This is a genomic window from Bradyrhizobium sp. SEMIA, assembly GCF_014844175.1.
GTDB classification, from domain to species: domain Bacteria; phylum Pseudomonadota; class Alphaproteobacteria; order Rhizobiales; family Xanthobacteraceae; genus Bradyrhizobium; species Bradyrhizobium arachidis.
Genome location: NZ_CP046601.1, coordinates 7481893 through 7501201 on the forward strand (window position 1 = coordinate 7481893; position 19309 = coordinate 7501201).

General features: G+C 58.4%; 11 protein-coding genes and 1 pseudogene. 10 read left to right on the top strand and 2 right to left on the bottom strand.

Going from position 1 to position 19309, the window contains the following annotated elements:
* Positions 1-457: 457 nt before the first annotated feature.
* From FOM02_RS36025 to leuB, 8 genes and pseudogenes are all read left to right on the top strand, one after another.
* Entirely contained in the window at positions 458-1642 is a 1185-nt protein-coding gene (locus FOM02_RS36025) for a M24 family metallopeptidase (protein ID WP_265440811.1), read from the top strand.
* A gap of 48 nt (positions 1643-1690) precedes the next feature.
* Positions 1691-2383, top strand: a complete 693-nt coding sequence (locus tag FOM02_RS36030) for an aspartate/glutamate racemase family protein (protein ID WP_265440812.1) — start codon at positions 1691-1693, stop codon at positions 2381-2383.
* Positions 2384-2800: 417 nt separating this feature from the next.
* Positions 2801-4204 carry a M20/M25/M40 family metallo-hydrolase gene (locus FOM02_RS36035; RefSeq protein ID WP_265440813.1) on the top strand — a complete coding sequence of 468 codons (1404 nt, stop codon included), beginning with the start codon at positions 2801-2803 and terminating at the stop codon, positions 4202-4204.
* A gap of 798 nt (positions 4205-5002) precedes the next feature.
* Positions 5003-5698: a M24 family metallopeptidase gene (locus tag FOM02_RS36040; RefSeq protein ID WP_265440814.1), complete on the top strand. Its 696-nt coding sequence runs from the start codon at positions 5003-5005 to the stop codon at positions 5696-5698.
* Positions 5699-6509: 811 nt separating this feature from the next.
* Positions 6510-9991: pseudogene (gene pyc, locus FOM02_RS36045) on the top strand (pyruvate carboxylase).
* Positions 9992-10171: 180 nt separating this feature from the next.
* Positions 10172-10693 (top strand): DUF1993 domain-containing protein, encoded by a 522-nt coding sequence (locus FOM02_RS36050; protein ID WP_265440815.1) that lies wholly within the window; start codon positions 10172-10174, stop codon positions 10691-10693.
* A 535-nt stretch (positions 10694-11228) separates the two neighbouring features.
* On the top strand, positions 11229-12185 hold the full coding sequence (folD, locus tag FOM02_RS36055) for a bifunctional methylenetetrahydrofolate dehydrogenase/methenyltetrahydrofolate cyclohydrolase FolD (protein WP_265440816.1): 957 nt from the start codon (positions 11229-11231) through the stop codon (positions 12183-12185).
* A gap of 419 nt (positions 12186-12604) precedes the next feature.
* On the top strand, positions 12605-13717 hold the full coding sequence (leuB, locus tag FOM02_RS36060; RefSeq protein WP_265440817.1) for a 3-isopropylmalate dehydrogenase: 1113 nt from the start codon (positions 12605-12607) through the stop codon (positions 13715-13717).
* A 222-nt stretch (positions 13718-13939) separates the two neighbouring features.
* Here the strand turns inward: leuB and FOM02_RS36065 are convergent, their stop codons facing one another.
* The gene (locus FOM02_RS36065) at positions 13940-14296 is read right to left on the bottom strand and encodes a hypothetical protein (RefSeq protein WP_265440818.1); all 357 of its coding nucleotides are present in this window, start codon (positions 14294-14296) and stop codon (positions 13940-13942) included.
* A 62-nt stretch (positions 14297-14358) separates the two neighbouring features.
* Here FOM02_RS36065 and FOM02_RS36070 point away from each other — a divergent pair, with 62 nt between their 5' ends.
* Both FOM02_RS36070 and purU read left to right on the top strand, forming a co-directional pair.
* Positions 14359-16866, top strand: coding sequence for a GcvT family protein (locus FOM02_RS36070; protein WP_265440819.1), 2508 nt, complete (start codon positions 14359-14361; stop codon positions 16864-16866).
* Between the two features lie 57 nt (positions 16867-16923).
* On the top strand, positions 16924-17787 hold the full coding sequence (purU, locus tag FOM02_RS36075; RefSeq protein ID WP_265440820.1) for a formyltetrahydrofolate deformylase: 864 nt from the start codon (positions 16924-16926) through the stop codon (positions 17785-17787).
* A 167-nt stretch (positions 17788-17954) separates the two neighbouring features.
* Here the strand turns inward: purU and sctN are convergent, their stop codons facing one another.
* Complete coding sequence (sctN, locus tag FOM02_RS36080; protein WP_322596926.1) at positions 17955-19307, bottom strand: type III secretion system ATPase SctN; 1353 nt, start codon at positions 19305-19307, stop codon at positions 17955-17957.
* Between the last annotated feature and the right edge of the window lie 2 nt (positions 19308-19309).

Consider the following 19309-nt stretch of genomic DNA (forward strand, 5'->3'; position numbering starts at 1 on the left):
CTGCGCAGCCCCATACTCGTCACGCCAAATACAGATATCGATTAGCTAAACGCCCGGGCCGCTCAGCCGGCGTCAGATTGGGGCGGCTGACCGAGGATCATCAGAGTCCTTGTCTCGGCGTTTCTCAATCTGAATATCTGATCAGCTACAATGTCGACCCATTCAACATCAAGCCAGGTACGTGCCTTGGGGGCTGTCGGACGGCAGTGTACCTTTCCCAACTGCGAAAACGTTACGGCCCTCAGAGCGTGTTCCGCATCGTCCGGACCTGAAAGCTTCGCGTTCTGTCCATAAACGCGTGATTCCTTCCGTATGTGCCTCGATATCGATGAAATTCAATTCTGTGGGGCGGTAACATTCATACAGCGCTCCAGTTTTCACGCAGACCGGTCGGTCCGCAAGCTGGGGAGCATTGCGATGGTTTTCAGCCACAAACAGACCGAGGGAGCCAAGGACAATGGCAATTGGCAAAGCACCGCAGGCGTTTCCCAGGTCAGAGTATCTTCGCCGCCTTGCCTTGGTGAAAGCGGAAATGGCGCGGCGCAACATTGATGCGCTTGTCATTAACAGCTGGGCCAACATCACCTACCTGACCGGTAACTTCACCCGCATGCTTGCCATGCACGCGCTTGTGGTTTCAACTCGGGAAGAGGAACCGACCCTCATCGTACGTCGCATGTGTGCGCCCGGAGCCTTTCATCAATCGTTCCTGTCGCATGACAAGGTGATCGGCTACTCGGAAAGCTACGTCGGAAAGCATGACAGAGATGGCTTTGATGCGGTGATCGATTTTATCCACGATCTTGGTATTGCGAGCCGCGGGATAGGCTTGGAACTGGGCAACCTGACGGCGCAGGCGGCGGAAAAGTTCAAAGGGCGATTGCCGAATGCAACCATCGTAGACTGCACTAAGGCCGTAGACTGGATCCGGGGCGTTAAGTCCGATCTGGAGGTAGAGGTGATGCGCCAAGCTGCTGCGCTTGCTGACGCCGCTGTCATGCGGGCGGCCGAAGTAATTCGGCCTGGCGTACGAGAAGCGGACGCCGCGGCGGAGATCATGGCGGCGCAGGTCCGGGGTGCGGAAGGCGTGCCGCCTGCGACGGGATTGCGGCCGCTCTTGATGAAATCCTCGCCGCGCGTCTGTACGCCCCACATTCTATGGAGTGAGGACGTTTTTCGTGACGGCTCGCAGATCGATATGGAAGTAAGTGGTAATCGCCACCAGTACATGGCTGCGCTCATGCGGAGCTTTTCGATCGGCGCTCCATCCGACCGCTTGCTCCGCCTGCATGAGGCGCACGCTGCCGGTATTGAAGCCGCGCTGAACGTCATCCGGCCTGGACGCACGTGCAGCGACGTCGCCGAAGTCATCTATCGCGCGATCGAAAAACATGGGTACAAGAAGGAGTCGCGCTGCGGTTACGCTATCGGTATTGAGAGTCAGACTTCGGCATGGATAGAGCCGACGGCAAGCTTCGGAATTGGCGACATGACGGAGCTAAAGCCGAACATGACCTTCCACTTGATGATGGGCAACTGGGTAGAAGAGGAGTTAGGTTATGAGATCAGCGAAACGATCTGTGTAACCGATTCCGGCGTTGAAGTGTTGACGCGTGCACCACGGCAGCTTTTCCAACTTTAGTTGGAAAGTTGTTGACTAACATCATGGATCAATGGCCGCGGGGTTCAAATGGTCAAAAAGACATTGGGCATTCTGGAGCTCGAAAACGAGCCGATTACGCGTCCCGGCTTTCTTGCGGGGCCTGGAACATTTCAGTTCCCGGTCAAGCGTATAAAGGTGGTAGGCGCGACTACCCAGAGAGTGACCAGTGGCGATAGATCGGTCACAAGCAACTATGTCGAGTGTGCCCGCAAGTTGCAAAACCAAGGTGTCACGGCAATCATAGCCAACTGTGGCTTTGCGCATTTGTATCAAGCGGAGGTGGCCGCCGCAGTTTCAGTCCCCGTTGCTCTCTCCAGCCTACTGCTCGTGCCCTTTGTCGCCAAAACTCTGCCTCGGGGAGGCAAAGTCGGAATCGTTACCTACGATGCAAACAAGCTAAGAGAGGACCATTTTGTCGCCGCAGGCTGGTCATCTGCGGAGCTACAGGTCCCTGTCGTGGGTATCGAAGGAAGCAAGTCCTGGCACCGCTTAAGTCAAACCGCTCCTGATGCAGAACCAGCTGAGCTCATCGAGGACGTATTGAGTGCGGCAAGGCGTCTCTTGAAGTCCGCACCCGACGTGGCCGCGTTGGTATTCGAGTGCACCGGCTTTCCGATCGCCGCGGAAACGGTACGGCGTGAAACAGGCCTGCCGGTCGTTGACTGTACCGTTTTGGCAAGGATGCTGATTGAAGTAAGCCCCTCACGTAAGAACGACTAGCCTAAACCGGCCAGGAGCGCGGGTCCAAATCCTCGTTAGTCCCGCAAGATGCCGCGGTCGAGAAGCTCGCTGCTCAATTATACAGTGGGACAGAAGCCGGATGTTTCGCCCCACAGAATGTGCTCATTCGACAGCGCCGCCCAAATCGGGCGATTTGATAGCGGTGCAATGGTCAATGAAGCGAAGATGAGCCCATCCGCGTTGAGCGTAGCGCCTCACTCGACGTCGACATTGGATGAGCCCCTTGCTGTCCGCGAAACGCCGAGCCGATCAATGACAGCTACCGAAAAGCATCCTCGGCTGCCGCCACCACGCAGAGTATCGGCGAACTTGGTATTTTGAACGCGTGTTTTCGGTGTATCGTGAAGGCTATCATTTTTCCTTAAGACAATCCCAAAACGATCAGGATGGTCGACGATGAGACCAACTAGCATTCACTCCGTCAGTACCGAATTGTCCAAGGTGTTTGAGCACATCGATGTGAACAAAGATCAATTCATCAATCGTCTGCTCGATTACCTGCGACATCCCAGTATCAGTGCTCAGAACATCGGCATCGGCGAGGTTGCCGAGCTGCTCGTGAGCATGCTGCGGCGCGTGGGCTTCGAAGCGCAGAGTTTTCCGACACCCGGGCATCCGATGGTGATGGGGCGTTGGGAACGTGCACCGGGAGCGCCCACCGTCCTGCTGTACGGCCACTACGACGTCCAGCCACCGGACCCGATCGAGGCCTGGATCAGCCCGCCATTCGAGCCGACCATTCGCGATGGGCGAATATTTGCGCGCGGTGCTGGAGACAACAAAGGACAGCATTTCGCTCAAATTCTGGCCGTGGAATCGTATTTGGCGATGCATGGCCGCTTGCCTTGCAACGTGATCATTCTTCTGGAAGGAGAAGAAGAGAACGGAAGTCCAAACATCGCAGAGTTTGTTCGGGCACACCGCGACCTGCTCAAAGCGGATTTGGTCGTAACAGCTGATGGGCCACTGCACGAGTCGGGCCGTCCGGTCATTACGCATGGGGTTCGCGGGATCGTATCCTTCGAGTTGCGGGCTCGTGCGGCCAATCAGGATGTGCATTCCGGCAACTTCGGCGGCGTTGTGCCCAATGCGATTTGGACGCTGGTCCACTTGCTGGGGACAATGAAGAATTCAGGGGGCGAGATTACGATTGAAGGCTTTTACGATGATGTCGTTGCTCCAACTGACCTTGAGCGCCGCGCGGCAGCACGGTTACCCCTGGATCCTGACGACGCTAAGCGCACGCTGGGCCTTTCAAGGCTGGACAATCCGGCAGATCGGCCATTGGCGGACAGGCTAATGTTTCATCCAACATTGACCATCAACGGATTCCACGGCGGCTATGGAGGACCTGGTCCGAAAACGGTGTTGCCGCACGAGGCGATAGTCAAATGTGATGCTCGCCTCGTCGATCGACAAACGCCTGACGATGTTCTCGCCAAAATAGAAGCGCACGTGAAACGTCATGCGCCGGAGGTCGAGCTCGTTCGTCTCGAAGGCATGCTGCCGTCCAAGACGCCGCTCGATTCTCCGTTTTCAGAACGTGTTCAGCGCGCAGTACGTACTGCGCACGGCGTCGAGCCGCTCATTTATCCCTCGCTCGGCGGCAGCTTGCCGGACTACGTCTTCACGAAAATTCTGGGCACGCACTCGTTCATCGTGCCGTATGCGAACGCCGACGAGGCCAATCACGCGCCGAACGAAAACATTAAGATAGACTGCTTTATCAAGGGAATACGTACTGGAGCGGCTCTCCTGGACGAGATGGGCAGGTCTGTGGGCTCACATACGTCGAGTTAGTCTCCTCTTCCGAGCTACGGCAAAGTCAAGCTTGACCGCGCCGGCAAGCTGCTCGTACGGCGGGCGTCCCCCTCGAAGGAGCGCTGAAATGTTGGCCGTCAATCTGATCCGCCGATTGCTTAGAAACGAACTTGTTCCCTTCATCCATGGCGCTGTTTCAGGGCGTAATGGCCGATCTCAACGGCCGATCTATGCTGCATAAAGAACATCCTGGTGCATTCATTGTGAATAGCGAAAAGAGCACCCGCCGTTCATCCGGACGGAATAGCTCGAAACGAACTGGTCCGTAAGGAATTGCAAAATGGCGCTCGCGTTTCCCAAGGTGGAATATCTCGAACGGCTGACCGCATTGCGTCAGCGGATGGCCGAGATGGGGATTATCCCTCCTTGTGGTGATCGATCCGGCCCATATGAACTACATTTCAGGATTCGATTCCTGAAGCTATCAAAACACACAAGTTCTGCTGGTGCCAGGCAACGATCTGGAACCGGTTTGGATCGGGCGCGGCGTCGATGCTGGCGGGGCACGCCAGACGACGTGGCTTTCGCCCGACAATATTGTCGCTTATGCCGACTTCTATTCGGATTCGCATTCAAATCACGCGATGGAAGCCGTGGCAGAGGAGATCAAAAGCGTGGCTGGAACAGCGGCCGGATCGGGTATGAAGGCGATACCTACTACTTCAGCCCTCGAGCCTTTTTCGTGCTGGAAAAGGCAATTCCCGAGGCCGGGTGGGTGGATGTCGGCCTTTTGATCAATCACTCAAGAGGATCAAGACAGCGCGTGAGATCGAGTTCATGCGCCGGGCCGGGAAGATTGTCGACCAAGTGATGAGCGTGGCTATCGAATGCCTTCACCCTGGAATGCGAGAGAATAACCTCGCAGGGCGGATCATGCAGGCGCAGGCCCAAGGCACTAAAGACTTTGGTGGTTCATGGCCGAGCTCCGTTCCGCTTGTTCTCACCGGCCCGCGTGCGGCTTATCCGCATTTGCCCTGGACGGAGGGCATTATACCAAACGAGACCAGCATAGCGTTCGAATTGGCGGGCTGCTATTTGCGCTACAACGCGGCGCTGGCCCGTACAGTCAGTCTCGGCAAGCCCAGTGCCGGTCTGGTCAGACTTGGAGATACCGTTCGGGAAGGTCTTCAGGCTGCGATGTCGGCTATGAAGCCGGGCGTGACGTGTCACGACGTGTGGGCGGCCTGGCAGGCCGTTCTGGAGCGGGAAGGTTTCGGAAAGCACTCGCGCATTGGCTATTCTTTAGGGCTGAATTATCACCCGACCTGGCTCGATCACACCGCAAGCTTGCGTTCAGGAGAACAGGTTGAGCTCAGAGAAGGCATGTGTTTCCACGTTCTCTGCGGAATGTGGGCTGGAGACGGTACAAAGAAGGGAGAGGAAAACTACACTCTCAGCGAGACGGTTCTAGTGACACCAACTGGCATTGAGACGCTGGCGAATTTTGAAAGAAAGCTCTTCGTGAAGGACTAGAAGCAAAATAGTGGCGGCAGGAACGATCGATTTAGCCATCCTTTCCGGATTGTATCGGCGCTCCGAGGAACATCTTGGTAGGCGAAAATAGAGAGTACCGCCGATTAGGGTGGGCAAGCTGATGCGCTTTTAGCACGAGACATCCGGAGACTGTTTTCGCTTCGTCGAGGCGAGCATGAGTGCGGCGCTGAGACAAACCTACGGACACGAGTAGAATGCAGCCGGTGAAATGTGCCTTCGCGAATCACAAATCGCGACTGAATCCACCCGTTTCTAGCGAGCCAGTTGGTCGCGGGGCTCCCGCACAACGGTCCCTGAAGGCAACCAGCGCAGCGCTCCTAGACTACAAGCCGCATGCTCGTATGCTCGCGTAGGGTGCGCTCCATTTTTTCGGCCGAGCCCGTCGGGAAGTCAGCGCCACATTGTAAACGAGGCGCGCCTATTCTGCGTGCGGGAAAGAAAGGCAGCTGAATTTCTGCGCTGATCGTCTCCGCTTCGCAGCGATGACACGCATTATCCAGTTAAAACAGGATAATGCGGTCTAAATAATTGTGTAAGCGTGGCGCCGTCACGAAGTCGCATGGGCTGCAACAGGTTAGTTCGGCCTTAAATGGGACCAACGGCTGCCAACGACGTGATTGGGTCAAAGAGTCCGTGCCTGCTGGATTTTTGTAGACGAATGCCCCCGCCCAGGAAGCACGTGAAGTTGGGTGGCTCTCGCCCAAGTGCAGAGTTTCGTTCACGCGAATTCCGACTGGATGGATAACTCGAGCCTGATGTAGTGCAAAGTTAATCGAGAGCGTACCTCACCATGAACAAGCCTGCTTCCCCTAAAGAAACGGTCATCACCAAACTGCTCGTTGCGAACCGCTCGGAGATCGCGATTCGCATCTTCCGAGCCGCGAGCGAATTGGGGTTGCGAACATTCGCAGTCTATGCGGAGCAGGACAAGCTGTCGCTACACAGGTTTAAGGCCGATGAGGCCTACCAGATCGGAAGAGGCAAGGGACCGATCGAAGCATATCTCTCCATCGACGAAATTCTGAGAGTCGCGAAAGAAGGAGGCGTCGACGCGATTCATCCAGGCTATGGCTTTCTCTCGGAGAGTCCGGAGTTCGCGGAGGCCTGTGCCCGGGAGGGTATCGTCTTTATTGGTCCGTCGCCGAAGACTATGCGCACCCTGGGTAACAAGATCGCTGCACGCAATCTCGCGATTTCTTGTGGCGTGCCGGTCATGCCAGCGAGCGAGCCCTTACCGGATGATGCTGATGGAATCATTTCCGCAGCTAGATCTATCGGTTATCCAGTAATGATCAAAGCCTCATGGGGCGGGGGCGGTCGTGGCATGCGACCAATCGAAAGTGAGGATCGCCTCGTCGAAGCTGTACTGAGCGCTAAACGGGAGGCGCGCGCGGCGTTCGGCAAAGACGAAGTCTACCTCGAGAAGCTTGTGCGGCAGGCGCGTCATGTCGAGGTACAAATTCTTGGCGATCGCCACGGTAATGTCGTGCATCTGTTTGAGCGCGACTGTTCGATTCAGCGGCGCAATCAGAAAATCGTAGAAAGGGCCCCCGCTCCCTATCTCGATCCCACGAGCCGTGAGGCACTCTGCGCGGCCGCGCTCAAGATTGCCGGGGCGACACAATATGTCGGCGCCGGCACGGTCGAATTTCTAATGAACGCCGAGACCGGCCAATTCTACTTCATCGAGGTCAATCCGCGTATTCAGGTCGAGCACACGGTGACCGAGGTGGTGACGGGCCTTGACATCGTGAAGGCGCAGATCAGGATCGCCGATGGCGGACACATCGGACAGGTCGCAGAGACCGGAATTCCGCCGCAAGCTGACATCCGCTTGTTCGGTCACGCGATGCAGTGCCGGATAACGACCGAAAATCCAGAGAACAACTTTATTCCCGATTACGGACGCATCACCGCCTACCGCGGCGCCATGGGATTTGGCATCCGGGTTGACGGAGGAACGGCCTATTCCGGCGCCGTGGTTACGCGATTTTACGATCCGATGCTGGAAAAGATCACCGCATGGGCTCCAACTCCGGACGAGGTCATCGACCGGATGGCGCGAGCGCTGACAGAGTATCGCATCCGCGGCGTAACGACCAATCTCGCATTTCTGCACAATGTGATCAGCCATCCGCGCTTCCGCACCAACGAGTATACGACGCGCTTCATCGACGACACGCCCGCGTTGCTCGATTTCAGTGCACGCCAGGATCGAGCAACCAGGCTGTTGACCTGGATCGCAGATGTTACCGTGAACGGCCATCCCGAAACCCGGGGTCGGCCAAGGCCGGCGCCCAGTGCTCCGACACCGGACGTTCCGCAGTTCTCAAATTCACCGGCCGCTGGAACCCGACAGCTTTTAGAGCGGATCGGTCCGAAAGCGTTCGCCGAGTGGATGAAGGCGGAAAAGCGCGTGTTGGTGACCGATACAACGATGCGCGACGCGCATCAGTCGTTGCTCGCGACGCGGATGCGCACGAAAGACATCGTCACGATCGCCCCCGCTTATGCAACCGGAATGCCGCAGCTTTTCTCACTAGAGTGTTGGGGGGCGCAACTTTTGACGTTGCAATGCGATTTCTCGCGGAAGATCCTTGGGAGCGTTTGCACGAGATTAGAGCGAGAGTTCCAAACATACTCACACAGATGCTGCTTCGGGGCGCAAATGGCGTCGGATACACTAATTACCCCGACAACGTCGTCCGTCATTTCGTCCATCGCGCCGCGAAGGCTGGCATGGACCTGTTCCGAATCTTCGACTGCCTGAACTGGGTCGAGAACATGCGGCTCTCGATTGACGCGGTGATCGAAAGTGGAAAGCTGGCCGAGGGCGCGATCTGCTACACCGGCGATATCTTCGATCCCGCCCGCTGCAAATATGATCTCAAATATTACGTCGCGTTGGCCAAGGAGCTGGAAGCGACCGGGATCCACATTCTTGGCGTGAAGGACATGGCAGGCCTGTTAAAGCCCGCCGCGGCGCATGCCCTGATCTCCGCACTGAAGCAGGAGGTAGGCCTACCGATCCATCTCCATACCCACGACACCTCAGGGATCGCGGCGGCCACGATTGTTGCCGCCGTAGATGCCGGTGTGGATGCGGTAGACGCTGCAATGGACGCGCTGAGCGGAACGACGTCGCAGCCGACCCTTGGATCGATCGTGGAAGCGCTGGCGCGCACAGAACGCGACACCGGTCTGGATTCAGATGCAATCCGTCACATCAGCTTCTATTGGGAGGCAGTACGGGCCCAATATGCGGCCTTCGAGAGCGATCTCAAAGGTGGTGCTTCGGAAGTCTACTTGCATGAAATGCCGGGCGGCCAGTTCACGAATCTGAAGGAACAGGCCCGTTCGCTGGGCCTTGAGACGCGCTGGCACGACCTTGCAAGAGCGTACCGTGCGGCGAACGAGATGTTCGGTGACATCGTCAAAGTAACTCCCTCGTCCAAGGTGGTCGGGGATATGGCGTTGTTGATGGTATCGCAGGGATTAACGTCAGAAGATGTCACGGCCGAAGACCGCGACATCGCCTTTCCGGCCTCCGTAGTGGACATGCTCCGGGGCGATCTCGGACAGCCACCGGGAGGATGGCCGACGGCGCTGCAGAAAAAGGCGTTGAAGGGCGGCGCTCCGATCACAGTGAGGCCTGCGTCGCTCCTGCCCGATGAGAATTTCGCCGCGCGGCGCGAGGAAGCGGAGAAAGCCTGCGGTCGTGCGCTCGATGAAGCGGAGCTCTCCGCGTATTTGATGTATCCGAAGGTCTTCGCCGACTTCGTCGGCGTTCAGCGCAAGTATGGGCCGGTCTCTGTGCTGCCGACGCCGGTGTTCTTCTATGGTATGAAGATCGGCGACGAGGTGACGCTAGAAATCGAGCGGGGTAAGACGCTTGTGGTACAGCTCACGGCGATCGGTGAGACGCGCGATGACGGGCAGGTCGAGCTGTTTTTCGAGTTGAATGGGCAGCCACGGGTTATCACCGTTCCTGATCGCGCTGCGGCCGCCGTTGGCCAAGCGCGTCGGAAGGCGGAGAGCGGCAATGCCGCCCACATCGCCGCGCCGATGCCCGGTGTCGTGTCGACTGTCAATATCGCCAAGGACCAGAGGGTCGCCGCCGGAGATGTCCTGTTTACGCTTGAGGCCATGAAGATGGAGACCGTGCTGCATGCGCCGCACGACGGAACCGTAGTCGAACTACTTGTCGGTCCTGGTGCACAGGTTGAGTCGAAGGATCTGTTGCTGGAGCTGAGGCCGCTGCCCGCTGCCTGAACCTGCTCCTTCTCTGAATGCTGGCGAGGTAAGTGTCTCGTCAGTCATCCTCAATACTAGCAGCTTTCTCTGTCAACATAAGCTGGTTGCAAGCGGCTTAGTACCCGGCGCCAATGACCGGACAGAGTTTTGTTTAAGGTTGACTGCATTTAAGATGCTGTGAAAGAGGAGGTTAGTGCCATGGCCTTTACGCTCTACGACGCAAGTGTTGCGAACTACCTGCAGATTCTCGGGGCGCTCGGCGGTGTCCTCGAGAAGGGCGCCGCGCATTTTCGCGAGGTGGGTGTCGATCTTGCCGAGATCATCGAAGCGCGACTTGCACCCGACATGCTGCCGCTGACCTACCAAATCGCGTCAGTCACCCATCACTCGCGTGGTGCGATCGAGGCTGCGAAGAACGGCGTGTTCGTTCCGCCGAAAGTTCCGCCCGGGATCGACTATGCAGGCCTGCAGGCTCAGGTGAAGGGCGCGCACGACGAACTTGCAGCGCTGACACCGGAGGCCGTGAACGGCCTCATCGGCCGTGAGGTCACGTTCAAGTTCAGCGATCGCGCGCTGCCGTTCTCGGTGGAGGGTTTCCTGATGTCGTTCTCGCTGCCGAACTTCTTCTTCCACGCCACCACGGCCTACGACATCCTGCGCCACAAAGGCGTGCCGCTCGGCAAGCGCGATTTCATCGGGCGGCTGAAGCTGAAGACGTGAGGTGGTTGTCGGGTGCACTGCGCACAATGAAGCGCGTCCGACGATCGGCAGGCGCTCTGCGGCGGCGTAACGCGTCTTGCGTTAGAGAAGTCTCGCGCTCGACTTCACAAATCCAGCTGAACTTACTCACCGCGCCCGCGGCGGAATGGACGCCAAAGCTGAGGCGGCGTTTTGACCTCCAAGAGGTGACACGTCGGAGTCGTGATGCTGTGCGCGGTTCGTCCCAAATCAGCCGGAATCCGTTGGATGGCGCGCCCGCAACGCGGGATTTCATCGCCCATTCGCCGCTTATCGCACCAATCAAGCGAGGATTCAGGTTACATATAGCACATCCGGCGAAGCACTATATGCGCGCTCGGTGCTGGGACGGGACCCGCACCGGGCGCGCTGTATCGTTGTTCGCGTACTGGCGAGACTGTGAGAACGAAGAGGACATGGAGCCCAGTTGCTGGTGAAGGGACCCCTTTTCTTTCCACGCAATTGGGTCGGACGACGTGCCTCGCCAAGCTATCTTGCTCTCCCTCAGGAATTCATCATGAATGCTGTCCGAATTGATGGAAAGGTCATCGCAGAAAGTCTTCGAGCTCGCGTCGCGCGCGACGTGGCCCTGCTACAGGCCAATTGCAACGTGACCCCCGGCTTGGCCGTCGTGCTCGTCGGAAAGGATCCTGCCAGTTCCGTTTACGTGAAGACAAAAGCCAAGCAAGCGCAGGCCGTAGGCTTCAAGTCTAAGCAATTTTTATTGCCGAGCAATGTCGGTCAAGCTGAGCTGCTGGAATTGATCGAGCAGCTTAACGCAGACGACTCCATCGATGGTATTCTGGTTCAGCTTCCGTTGCCGGTGCACATTGACCGTTGGCGCGTGCTGGAGGCCATCGATCCAGCGAAGGACGTGGATGGGTTTCATCCCTACAATGTCGGAAGGTTGGCAGCGGGTCGACCTGCTCTTGCGCCTTGCACTCCGCTCGGGGTTGTTCATCTCATCAACACGGTTGTCAGTGACTTGAACGGTCTTGACGTCGTCGTAATTGGTCGCTCGAACATTGTCGGAAAACCTCTCGCAACTCTCCTCGGCGACGCCGGATGCACCGTGACAGGTGCGCAGCTCCAGACCAGAAACCTGCCGGAAATTTGCCGAAGGGCCGACATCGTGATCGCTGCGGCCGGTTGCGCTGGGCTGGTTCGAGGCGACTGGCTCAAGCCAGGCGCAATTGTCATTGATGTCGGCATCAATCGCGCTGTTGATTCGACCGGGACTACCAAGATAGTTGGAGATGTGGCGTTTGCTGAAGCGAGTAAGCATGCAAGCTATATCACGCCGGTCCCTGGCGGTGTCGGACCAATGACGGTCGCTTACTTGCTTGCGAATACCCTAAGTGCCGCAATTTCCCGACGAAATCTGTCGCTGGCGATGGGTGTCGAGGACCGCCACGTTTGTCCACCGCGCGTGCTGAGCCGGATCCTTCAGGTCGATCTACAGCATGAGGGTTAGAAGCCATCTGGAGGTTGCCGCCATCTGGCGGATACCTAGTGCAATTGCTGTGCCCTTGGTGTTGAACAGGTGCTGCTGCCCATCGGCGACGCGGCAGTGCCGGCGTAGCGGTCGGTTCCTCACAAGCAGGAGAATGGACAACTGTTCGTCATCGACGGTTCGGCGTGGCTGGACACCAACAACGCTTCGCATTTTGCAATCGAAAACAATCGCGCGCACAGCGGTCAAATAGCCGAACAGGTATGTGACCACGCTTGACCTGATTTTAATGAGCTTGCCGGCCTACGATGGCTGCGGCCGCCGGCCCGTCGATCTAAGTCACTCCCGTGGCTGTTGTCTCAATCTGGCAAGATCAAAACGACGCGTCTTGCTCCGGGCAGAAATCTTTCTAGCACTCCAGCTTACACAAGGACCAGATTATGACGACCCACAGACTTTTGCTACTCCCCGGTGACGGTATCGGCCCGGAGGTGATGGGCGAGGTGAAGCGGCTGATCGACTGGCTCAATGCGGCAGGCATTGCGAAGTTCGAGACCGATACGGGGCTCGTCGGCGGCGCCGCCTACGACGCGCACAAGGTCTCGATCTCCGAAGGCGACATGGCCAAGGTGCAGGACGCAGATGTGGTCATTTTCGGCGCGGTCGGTGGCCCGAAATGGGATGCCGTGCCTTACGAGGTGCGCCCCGAAGCCGGCCTGTTGCGGCTGCGCAAGGATCTCGCCCTTTTCGCCAATCTGCGTCCCGCCGTGTGCTATCCGGCGCTTACGAACGTCTCGACCCTGAAGCGCGAAGCCGTTGAAGGGCTCGACATCATGATCGTGCGCGAGCTTACGGGCGGCGTCTATTTCGGCGAGCCCAAGACCATCACCGATCTCGGCAACGGCCAGAAGCGCGCCATCGATACCCAGGTCTACAACACCTATGAGATCGAGCGCATCGGCCGCGTCGCCTTCGAGCTTGCCAAGAAGCGCAAGAACAAGGTGACCTCGATGGAGAAGCGCAACGTCATGAAGTCGGGCGTGCTCTGGAACGAGGTCATGACCCAGCTCCACAAGCGCGAATACCCCGACGTCACGCTCGAGCACCAACTCGCCGATTCCGGCGGCATGATGCTGGTGAAGCGGCCGAAGCAGTTCGACGTCATCGTCACCGACAATCTGTTCGGCGACATGCTGTCCGACATCGCGGCAATGCTGACCGGCTCGCTCGGCATGCTGCCCTCGGCCTCTCTCGGCGAGGTCGACGTCAACAGCAAAAAGCGCAAGGCGCTGTACGAGCCGGTGCACGGCTCCGCGCCTGACATCGCCGGCAAGAGCCTCGCCAACCCCATTGCGATGATCTCGTCCTTCGGCATGGCGCTGCGCTATTCCTTCGATATGGGCGATCTCGCCGACAAGGTCGACGCCGCGATCGCCGCGGTGCTGGCGAGCGGCCTGCGCACCGCCGACATCAAGTCGGAAGGCGCGACCGCTGCCTCGACCACGCAGATGGGCGAAGCGATCCTGAAGGAATTGCAGAAGCTGCACGCATGAGGGCTGCGTCCCTCATTTCCTACCACGGAGCGCCCATCGACTTTTTCTGGATGTCGAGAGCCCGTGCTTCGCGCCATGCTACGACCAGGAAATGCGCGCGGCCGCACGACCCGGACCGTTTCTATATTTCCATGTGGGCATCGCAATTGAGCACTTAAAACCTTTAAGCTTTGGAGATTGAGTGCAGTATTTCGGCGCTGGCAGCCGCGATATTAAACAAATTCAGATCAGCCCGCCGATAATATGCCAGGGCATAAAGCTTCCGGCTGACGACGTTACGGAACGAGCGGCGTAGGAGGGGATCGAAATTTGTATGCTTCCGTACACGTCGGGCATGATGCGGTGGTCAACGACCTCGGGCGCAAAAACGACACCAGGGTGCCCCGTTCTGCGCGAATAGGTCATCGTATCCGCAGCGGAAACGGTGCCAATGTCGAGTGTAGAGTGGCGCGCCAACCCACCAATCTCGATACTCAACATCCCGATCAGGGTTGGCAAGGCGCTGTCGCTGTTATTCTGCATCGCGCTGGGCGCGTGTTCAGCCAAACGAACTTGACGCCAACTCGAACGCACCGACATTCATGGCGTGATCCAGGTCTGCATCTCGCTTATCCCCCTGCCAGTCATTTTTGAGTCCTCGAATGCAAAGCAAACTGCCCTCCCATGCGGAATACGTCATCGTCGGCGGTGGCATCATCGGTCTATCGACTGCTTTTCATCTTACGTGCCTTGGGCATCGCGACGTTCTCCTGCTTGAGCGCGACCAACTCACCTGCGGCACCACATGGCACGCGGCGGGATTGGTAACTCAGCTTCGAGCCAACGAGAACATGGCGAGGTTGGCCCAGTACACCGCGGGGTTGTTCCATGAGCTTGAAAGCCTGACGGGGCAGTCCACAGGCTTCCGGCAATCCGGGTCTATCACCATCGCGGCCACGCCTGCGCGACTTGAGGAGTTGAGGCGAGGCGCGTCAATGGGGCGCTCCTTTGGTCTTGAGGTCGAGATGATCGACGCTGCCGAAGCCAAACGACGTGTGCCTTTGCTCGATGTGGCGGATGTCATTGGCGCTGCATGGATCCCCTCCGACGGCATGACCAGCCCGGTGGATACGGCACGCGCTTTCGCGGCCGGAGCTCGGCAGGGCGGAGCCAAAATCCTGGAGCGCACTCCAGTGACCCGCATCATTGTCGAAAAGGGGCGTGTCGCCGGCGTCGAGACCGCGGAAGGCGTCGTGCGCGCCGAGAAGGTCGTCATCTGCACGGGAATGTGGACACGGACCGTGGCTGCCGAGCTCAATTGGACGGTGCCGCTGCAAGCGGCAGAGCATTTTTATGTGGTGACAGAAGCGATCGCCGATTTGCCTTCTGATCTTCCGACCATTCGCGATATGGATGCGCATTTCTACGAGAAGCCGGACGCAGGCAAATTGCTGGTCGGGTTCTTCGAAACCCGCGGCAAACCGTGGGGCATGGATGGGATTCCGCACGATTTCAGCTTTGATTCCCTCCCAGATGATTTTGAGCACATCGAGCCTTATCTCATCAATGCCATGCGTCGCATGCCAGCGCTGGAGAACGTCGGACTGCAACTAAACTTCAATGGGCCGGAGAGTTTTACGCCTGACAATCGGTTCCTGTTAGGACCTGCACCGGACATCGCGAACCTCTATGTCGCTGCGGGGTTCAATTCGTGCGGCATCGAATCTTCTGGTGGCGCTGGCAAAGTGATGGCCGAGTGGATGTCGACGGCCGTCCCCGCTAGTGACTATTGGGAAATGGACGTGCGGCGAGCCATGCCGTTCCAGCGCAATCGCCGATATCTGCGCGATCGAACCGGCGAGGCTGTTGGTAATCTTTGGGCCCTGCATTGGCCTCACAAGTCTCCCAAGACGGCGCGGAACGTGCGCGTATCACCGCTGCACGATCGGCTTGCCGCGGCGGGCGCAAACTTCGGCGAGGCAGCGGGATGGGAAAGGGCGCAATGGTTTGGTGCGCCTGGGGCGCCGACCAGCACTCATGCCACATTTGGTCGCGACGATTGGTTTAACGCAAGCCGTGCGGAACACGAGGCCACCCGGTCTGGGGTCACACTGTTTGATCAGACGTCCTTCGCGCATCTGCTGGTGCAGGGGCGCGATGCCCTCGCCTTGCTTCAACGTCTGTCGACCAACAACGTCGACGTTCCCGTAGGCCGCATCGTGTACACGCCATGGCTCAACGAGCGAGGCGGCATGGAGTCCGACGTCACAATCGCTCGAACGGGCGACGACGAGTTTCTGGTGGTTACGGCGGCCGTGCAGCGCATCCGGGATCTCGCATGGCTGCGAACGCATGCCAGAGGTTCAGGCCATGTCTCCGTTGCCGACGTCTCATCGGGATACGCGTGCCTCTCAGTCATGGGGCCGCGCTCGCGCGAGTTGCTCATGCGCGTGAGTCCTGCAGATTTTTCCGATGCTGCATTTCCTTTCGCGACGGCCCGGGAAATCGAGATTGGCTATGGTCTTGCCTTTGGGTTTCGCATGACGTTCGTCGGAGAGCTCGGATGGGAGCTGCACATTCCTGCCGAGCAGGCCCTCGGTATCTACGATGCGCTTATCGCGGCGGGCCGCGATCTCGATCTGCGCCACGCGGGCTACGTGGCCCTAAATACGTTACGCCTGGAGGCGGGTTACCGAGATTGGGGATCGGACGTCAGTGATGAAGACTCACCGCTCGAGTCGGGATTGGGGTTCACAGTCGCCTGGAAGAAGGACGAGGATTTCATCGGACGCGCCGTCCTCGAGGCCCAGCGCCCGCAAGTTCCACGCCGGCGTCTTGTTCAATTAGCCGCCCCGAAGGCGGCGCCGCTCATGTTCGGAACTGAACCCGTCTGGCGCAATGGATCGCTCGTCGGCTATCTGCGGTCCGCGGGCTTCGGCCATACGCTTGGCTGCGGCGTTGGCATGGGCTATCTGCATTCCGAAAGCGGGGTGAGTGCCGAATGGCTGGCTCAGGGAAACTTTGAGATCGAGATCGCGGGCGAAAGGCACGCAGCGATCGCATCTCTTCGTCCCTTCTACGATTTGAACCGCACGCGTGTGAAGGGCGAGTGGCGGAAAGCCGAAGACCTCATTGCGCCGGAGCTGCTGGTAGCACGCTCCACGGAATGATCACTATCGCCGCTTCTTGACTCCGCTTACGAAGGGCCGCCGCTTGGCGTGTTTGTCATGTCTGATCGTTCGATGATCCTCGTGTTGTCCTGCCCTGACCGCCCAGGCATTGTTTCGGCTGTCTCAAGTCGTCTGTTCGAGGCTGGCTGCAACATACTTGACGCACAGCAGTTCGACGATACGGAGACTGGTCAGTTTTTCATGCGCGTCGTGTTCGATTGCGGTGAGCACGCGAAATCAGAGCCAGAAATCAGAGCATCAATTGCGGAGCTCGCGGACCGTCTCGTGATGAGGTTTACTTTGCGACAGAGCTCCGCAAAAAAGCGTGTGATGCTGCTGGTCTCAAAAGTCGATCATTGCCTGGCCGATCTGCTTTATCGCTGGCGTATTGGCGAACTGCCGATGGAGGTAACAGCTATCGTCTCCAACCACGGCCGCGAGCATCTGTCTTCGACCGATTTAGCCGAACTGCCATTTCACCACTTACCTGTCTCCAAGCAGACAAAGATGGAACAAGAGACCCGCCTTTGGGAGCTCGTGCAGGAGACCCATACGGACGTCGTCGTCCTTGCACGTTATATGCAGATTCTGTCGGACGGTTTTTCCGCCAAGTTGTCCGGGCGCTGCATTAACATCCATCACTCCTTCTTGCCGGGCTTCAAGGGGGCCAAGCCGTACCATCAGGCCCACGAGCGGGGGGTCAAGCTGATCGGCGCGACAGCACATTACGTGACCTCCGATCTCGATGAGGGCCCCATTATCGAGCAGGATGTTGAGCGGATCTCACACCGCGACACGCCGGAGGATCTCGTCCGCAAAGGTCGCGACATAGAACGCCGGGTACTTGCCCGCGCCGTGCGACATCATCTCGAGGATCGGGTGGTGCTGAATGGAAGGAAAACTGTAGTCTTCGGTGCCTGAGCAGGACCGACTTGCGGGAGCAGAGTTCCACGCGGCGTGAGACGCAGTCCTAAGTGCGTAGGCGCTCATCGTATGAGCCGCTAGCAAATCCTTCTCATCAAGCAGATTCAAAGTGAAAGAGGATCGATGAAGGTCTTAGTGCCGGTAAAGCGGGTGGTCGATTACATTCAGGCCGTCAGACGCGACATCCATGAAACGGTCTCCTCAAAGCTAGACGGCTCGTCCTGTCCCTGGCGCAAGAATGCGCGCAGTTCCTCGATTGACTCGATTGCCCGATCACTCAGTGGATCGTTGCCCGGCTTGTATTCACCGACCTTGATCAGGAACTCAGCCTCATTGTAGCGCGAGAGCAGATCGCGGAATGCGGATGCCGCCTTGCGATGTGGACCAGAGGCGACCGCATCCATGACACGACTTCGGCTCGACAGCACGTCGATGGCGGGAAAATGCTCTCGGGAGGCCAGCGCGCGCGAAAGAATGATATGACCATCGAGAATGCCGCGCGACTCTTCAGCGATCGGATCGCCCGTGCCGTCACCTTCGACAAGCACGGTATAGAATGCCGTGATCGAGCCCCGCTCGCCCATACCGGCTCGCTCCAACAGACCAGGAAGCAGCGCAAAGACGGAAGGAGGAAAGCCGCGCCGGGTGGGAGGTTCTCCGGCGGCAAGGCCGATTTCGCGCATCGCACGGCTAAAGCGCGTCAGCGAATCCATCATCAGAACGACCTGCAGCCCTTGATCACGAAAATACTCGGCGAGTGCGGTGGCCATATGAGCGCATTGCGCCCGCTCCATTGCCGATCGATCGGATGTCTCAACGACAACGATCGTGCGAGCGAGGGCATCTCCAATATGACGTTCGATGAATTCACGCACCTCGCGCCCACGCTCCCCTATGAGCGCAACCACGGTGACATCGGCGGCCGCGCCTTTTACAATTTGCGACATCAGCGTCGACTTACCGCAACCGGCATCTCCATAGATTCCGATGCGCTGACCTTCGCCACACGTCAGAAGTCCATCCAGAACGCGAACGCCGAGCGGAAACGGCTGCTCGATGCCACGCCGCCTCATCGGGTTGGGCGCCTTGCCGCGGAGCGGACAAGTGTGGACCGTCCTTATCGGCCCCTTGCCATCGAGTGGACGGCCGAAGCTATCGATCACGCGGCCGAGCAGGCCGGGCCCGACTGACACTTCCTGCATGCGCCCTGTCGGGAGCACTTCCGCGCGGTGGGACAAGCCTACCATATCGCCAATGGGCGTCAGCAAAACCCCGTCCGGCAGCAAACCGATGACTTCCGCTTCAAGTGACCATCCAGAAGCGTGATCCTGCAATAGGCACAGTTCTCCAATACGGGCCCCTGGCAACACGGCATGGAGCAAGGTGCCGATCGCACGCGTGATCCGTCCCCGCACGGCACGCGTATCGACCTCCTTTGCTGCGAATCTCAGAGATGCTATCGCCGCATGCACATCTCCTTCGCCGGCTTGATCATGGCCTGATTGTTGCGTCGTCACGG

Excerpts from the sequence above, each read along its gene's own strand:
- FOM02_RS36025 (WP_265440811.1), top strand. The coding sequence starts at position 458 with ATGGCAATTGGCAAAGCACCGCAGGCGTTTCCCAGGTCAGAGTATCTT.
- FOM02_RS36030 (WP_265440812.1), top strand. The coding sequence starts at position 1,691 with ATGGTCAAAAAGACATTGGGCATTCTGGAGCTCGAAAACGAGCCGATT.
- FOM02_RS36035 (WP_265440813.1), top strand. The coding sequence starts at position 2,801 with ATGAGACCAACTAGCATTCACTCCGTCAGTACCGAATTGTCCAAGGTG.
- FOM02_RS36040 (WP_265440814.1), top strand. The coding sequence starts at position 5,003 with ATGCGCCGGGCCGGGAAGATTGTCGACCAAGTGATGAGCGTGGCTATC.
- FOM02_RS36050 (WP_265440815.1), top strand. The coding sequence starts at position 10,172 with ATGGCCTTTACGCTCTACGACGCAAGTGTTGCGAACTACCTGCAGATT.
- folD (WP_265440816.1), top strand. The coding sequence starts at position 11,229 with ATGAATGCTGTCCGAATTGATGGAAAGGTCATCGCAGAAAGTCTTCGA.
- leuB (WP_265440817.1), top strand. The coding sequence starts at position 12,605 with ATGACGACCCACAGACTTTTGCTACTCCCCGGTGACGGTATCGGCCCG.
- FOM02_RS36065 (WP_265440818.1), bottom strand. The coding sequence starts at position 14,296 with ATGTCGGTGCGTTCGAGTTGGCGTCAAGTTCGTTTGGCTGAACACGCG.
- FOM02_RS36070 (WP_265440819.1), top strand. The coding sequence starts at position 14,359 with ATGCAAAGCAAACTGCCCTCCCATGCGGAATACGTCATCGTCGGCGGT.
- purU (WP_265440820.1), top strand. The coding sequence starts at position 16,924 with ATGTCTGATCGTTCGATGATCCTCGTGTTGTCCTGCCCTGACCGCCCA.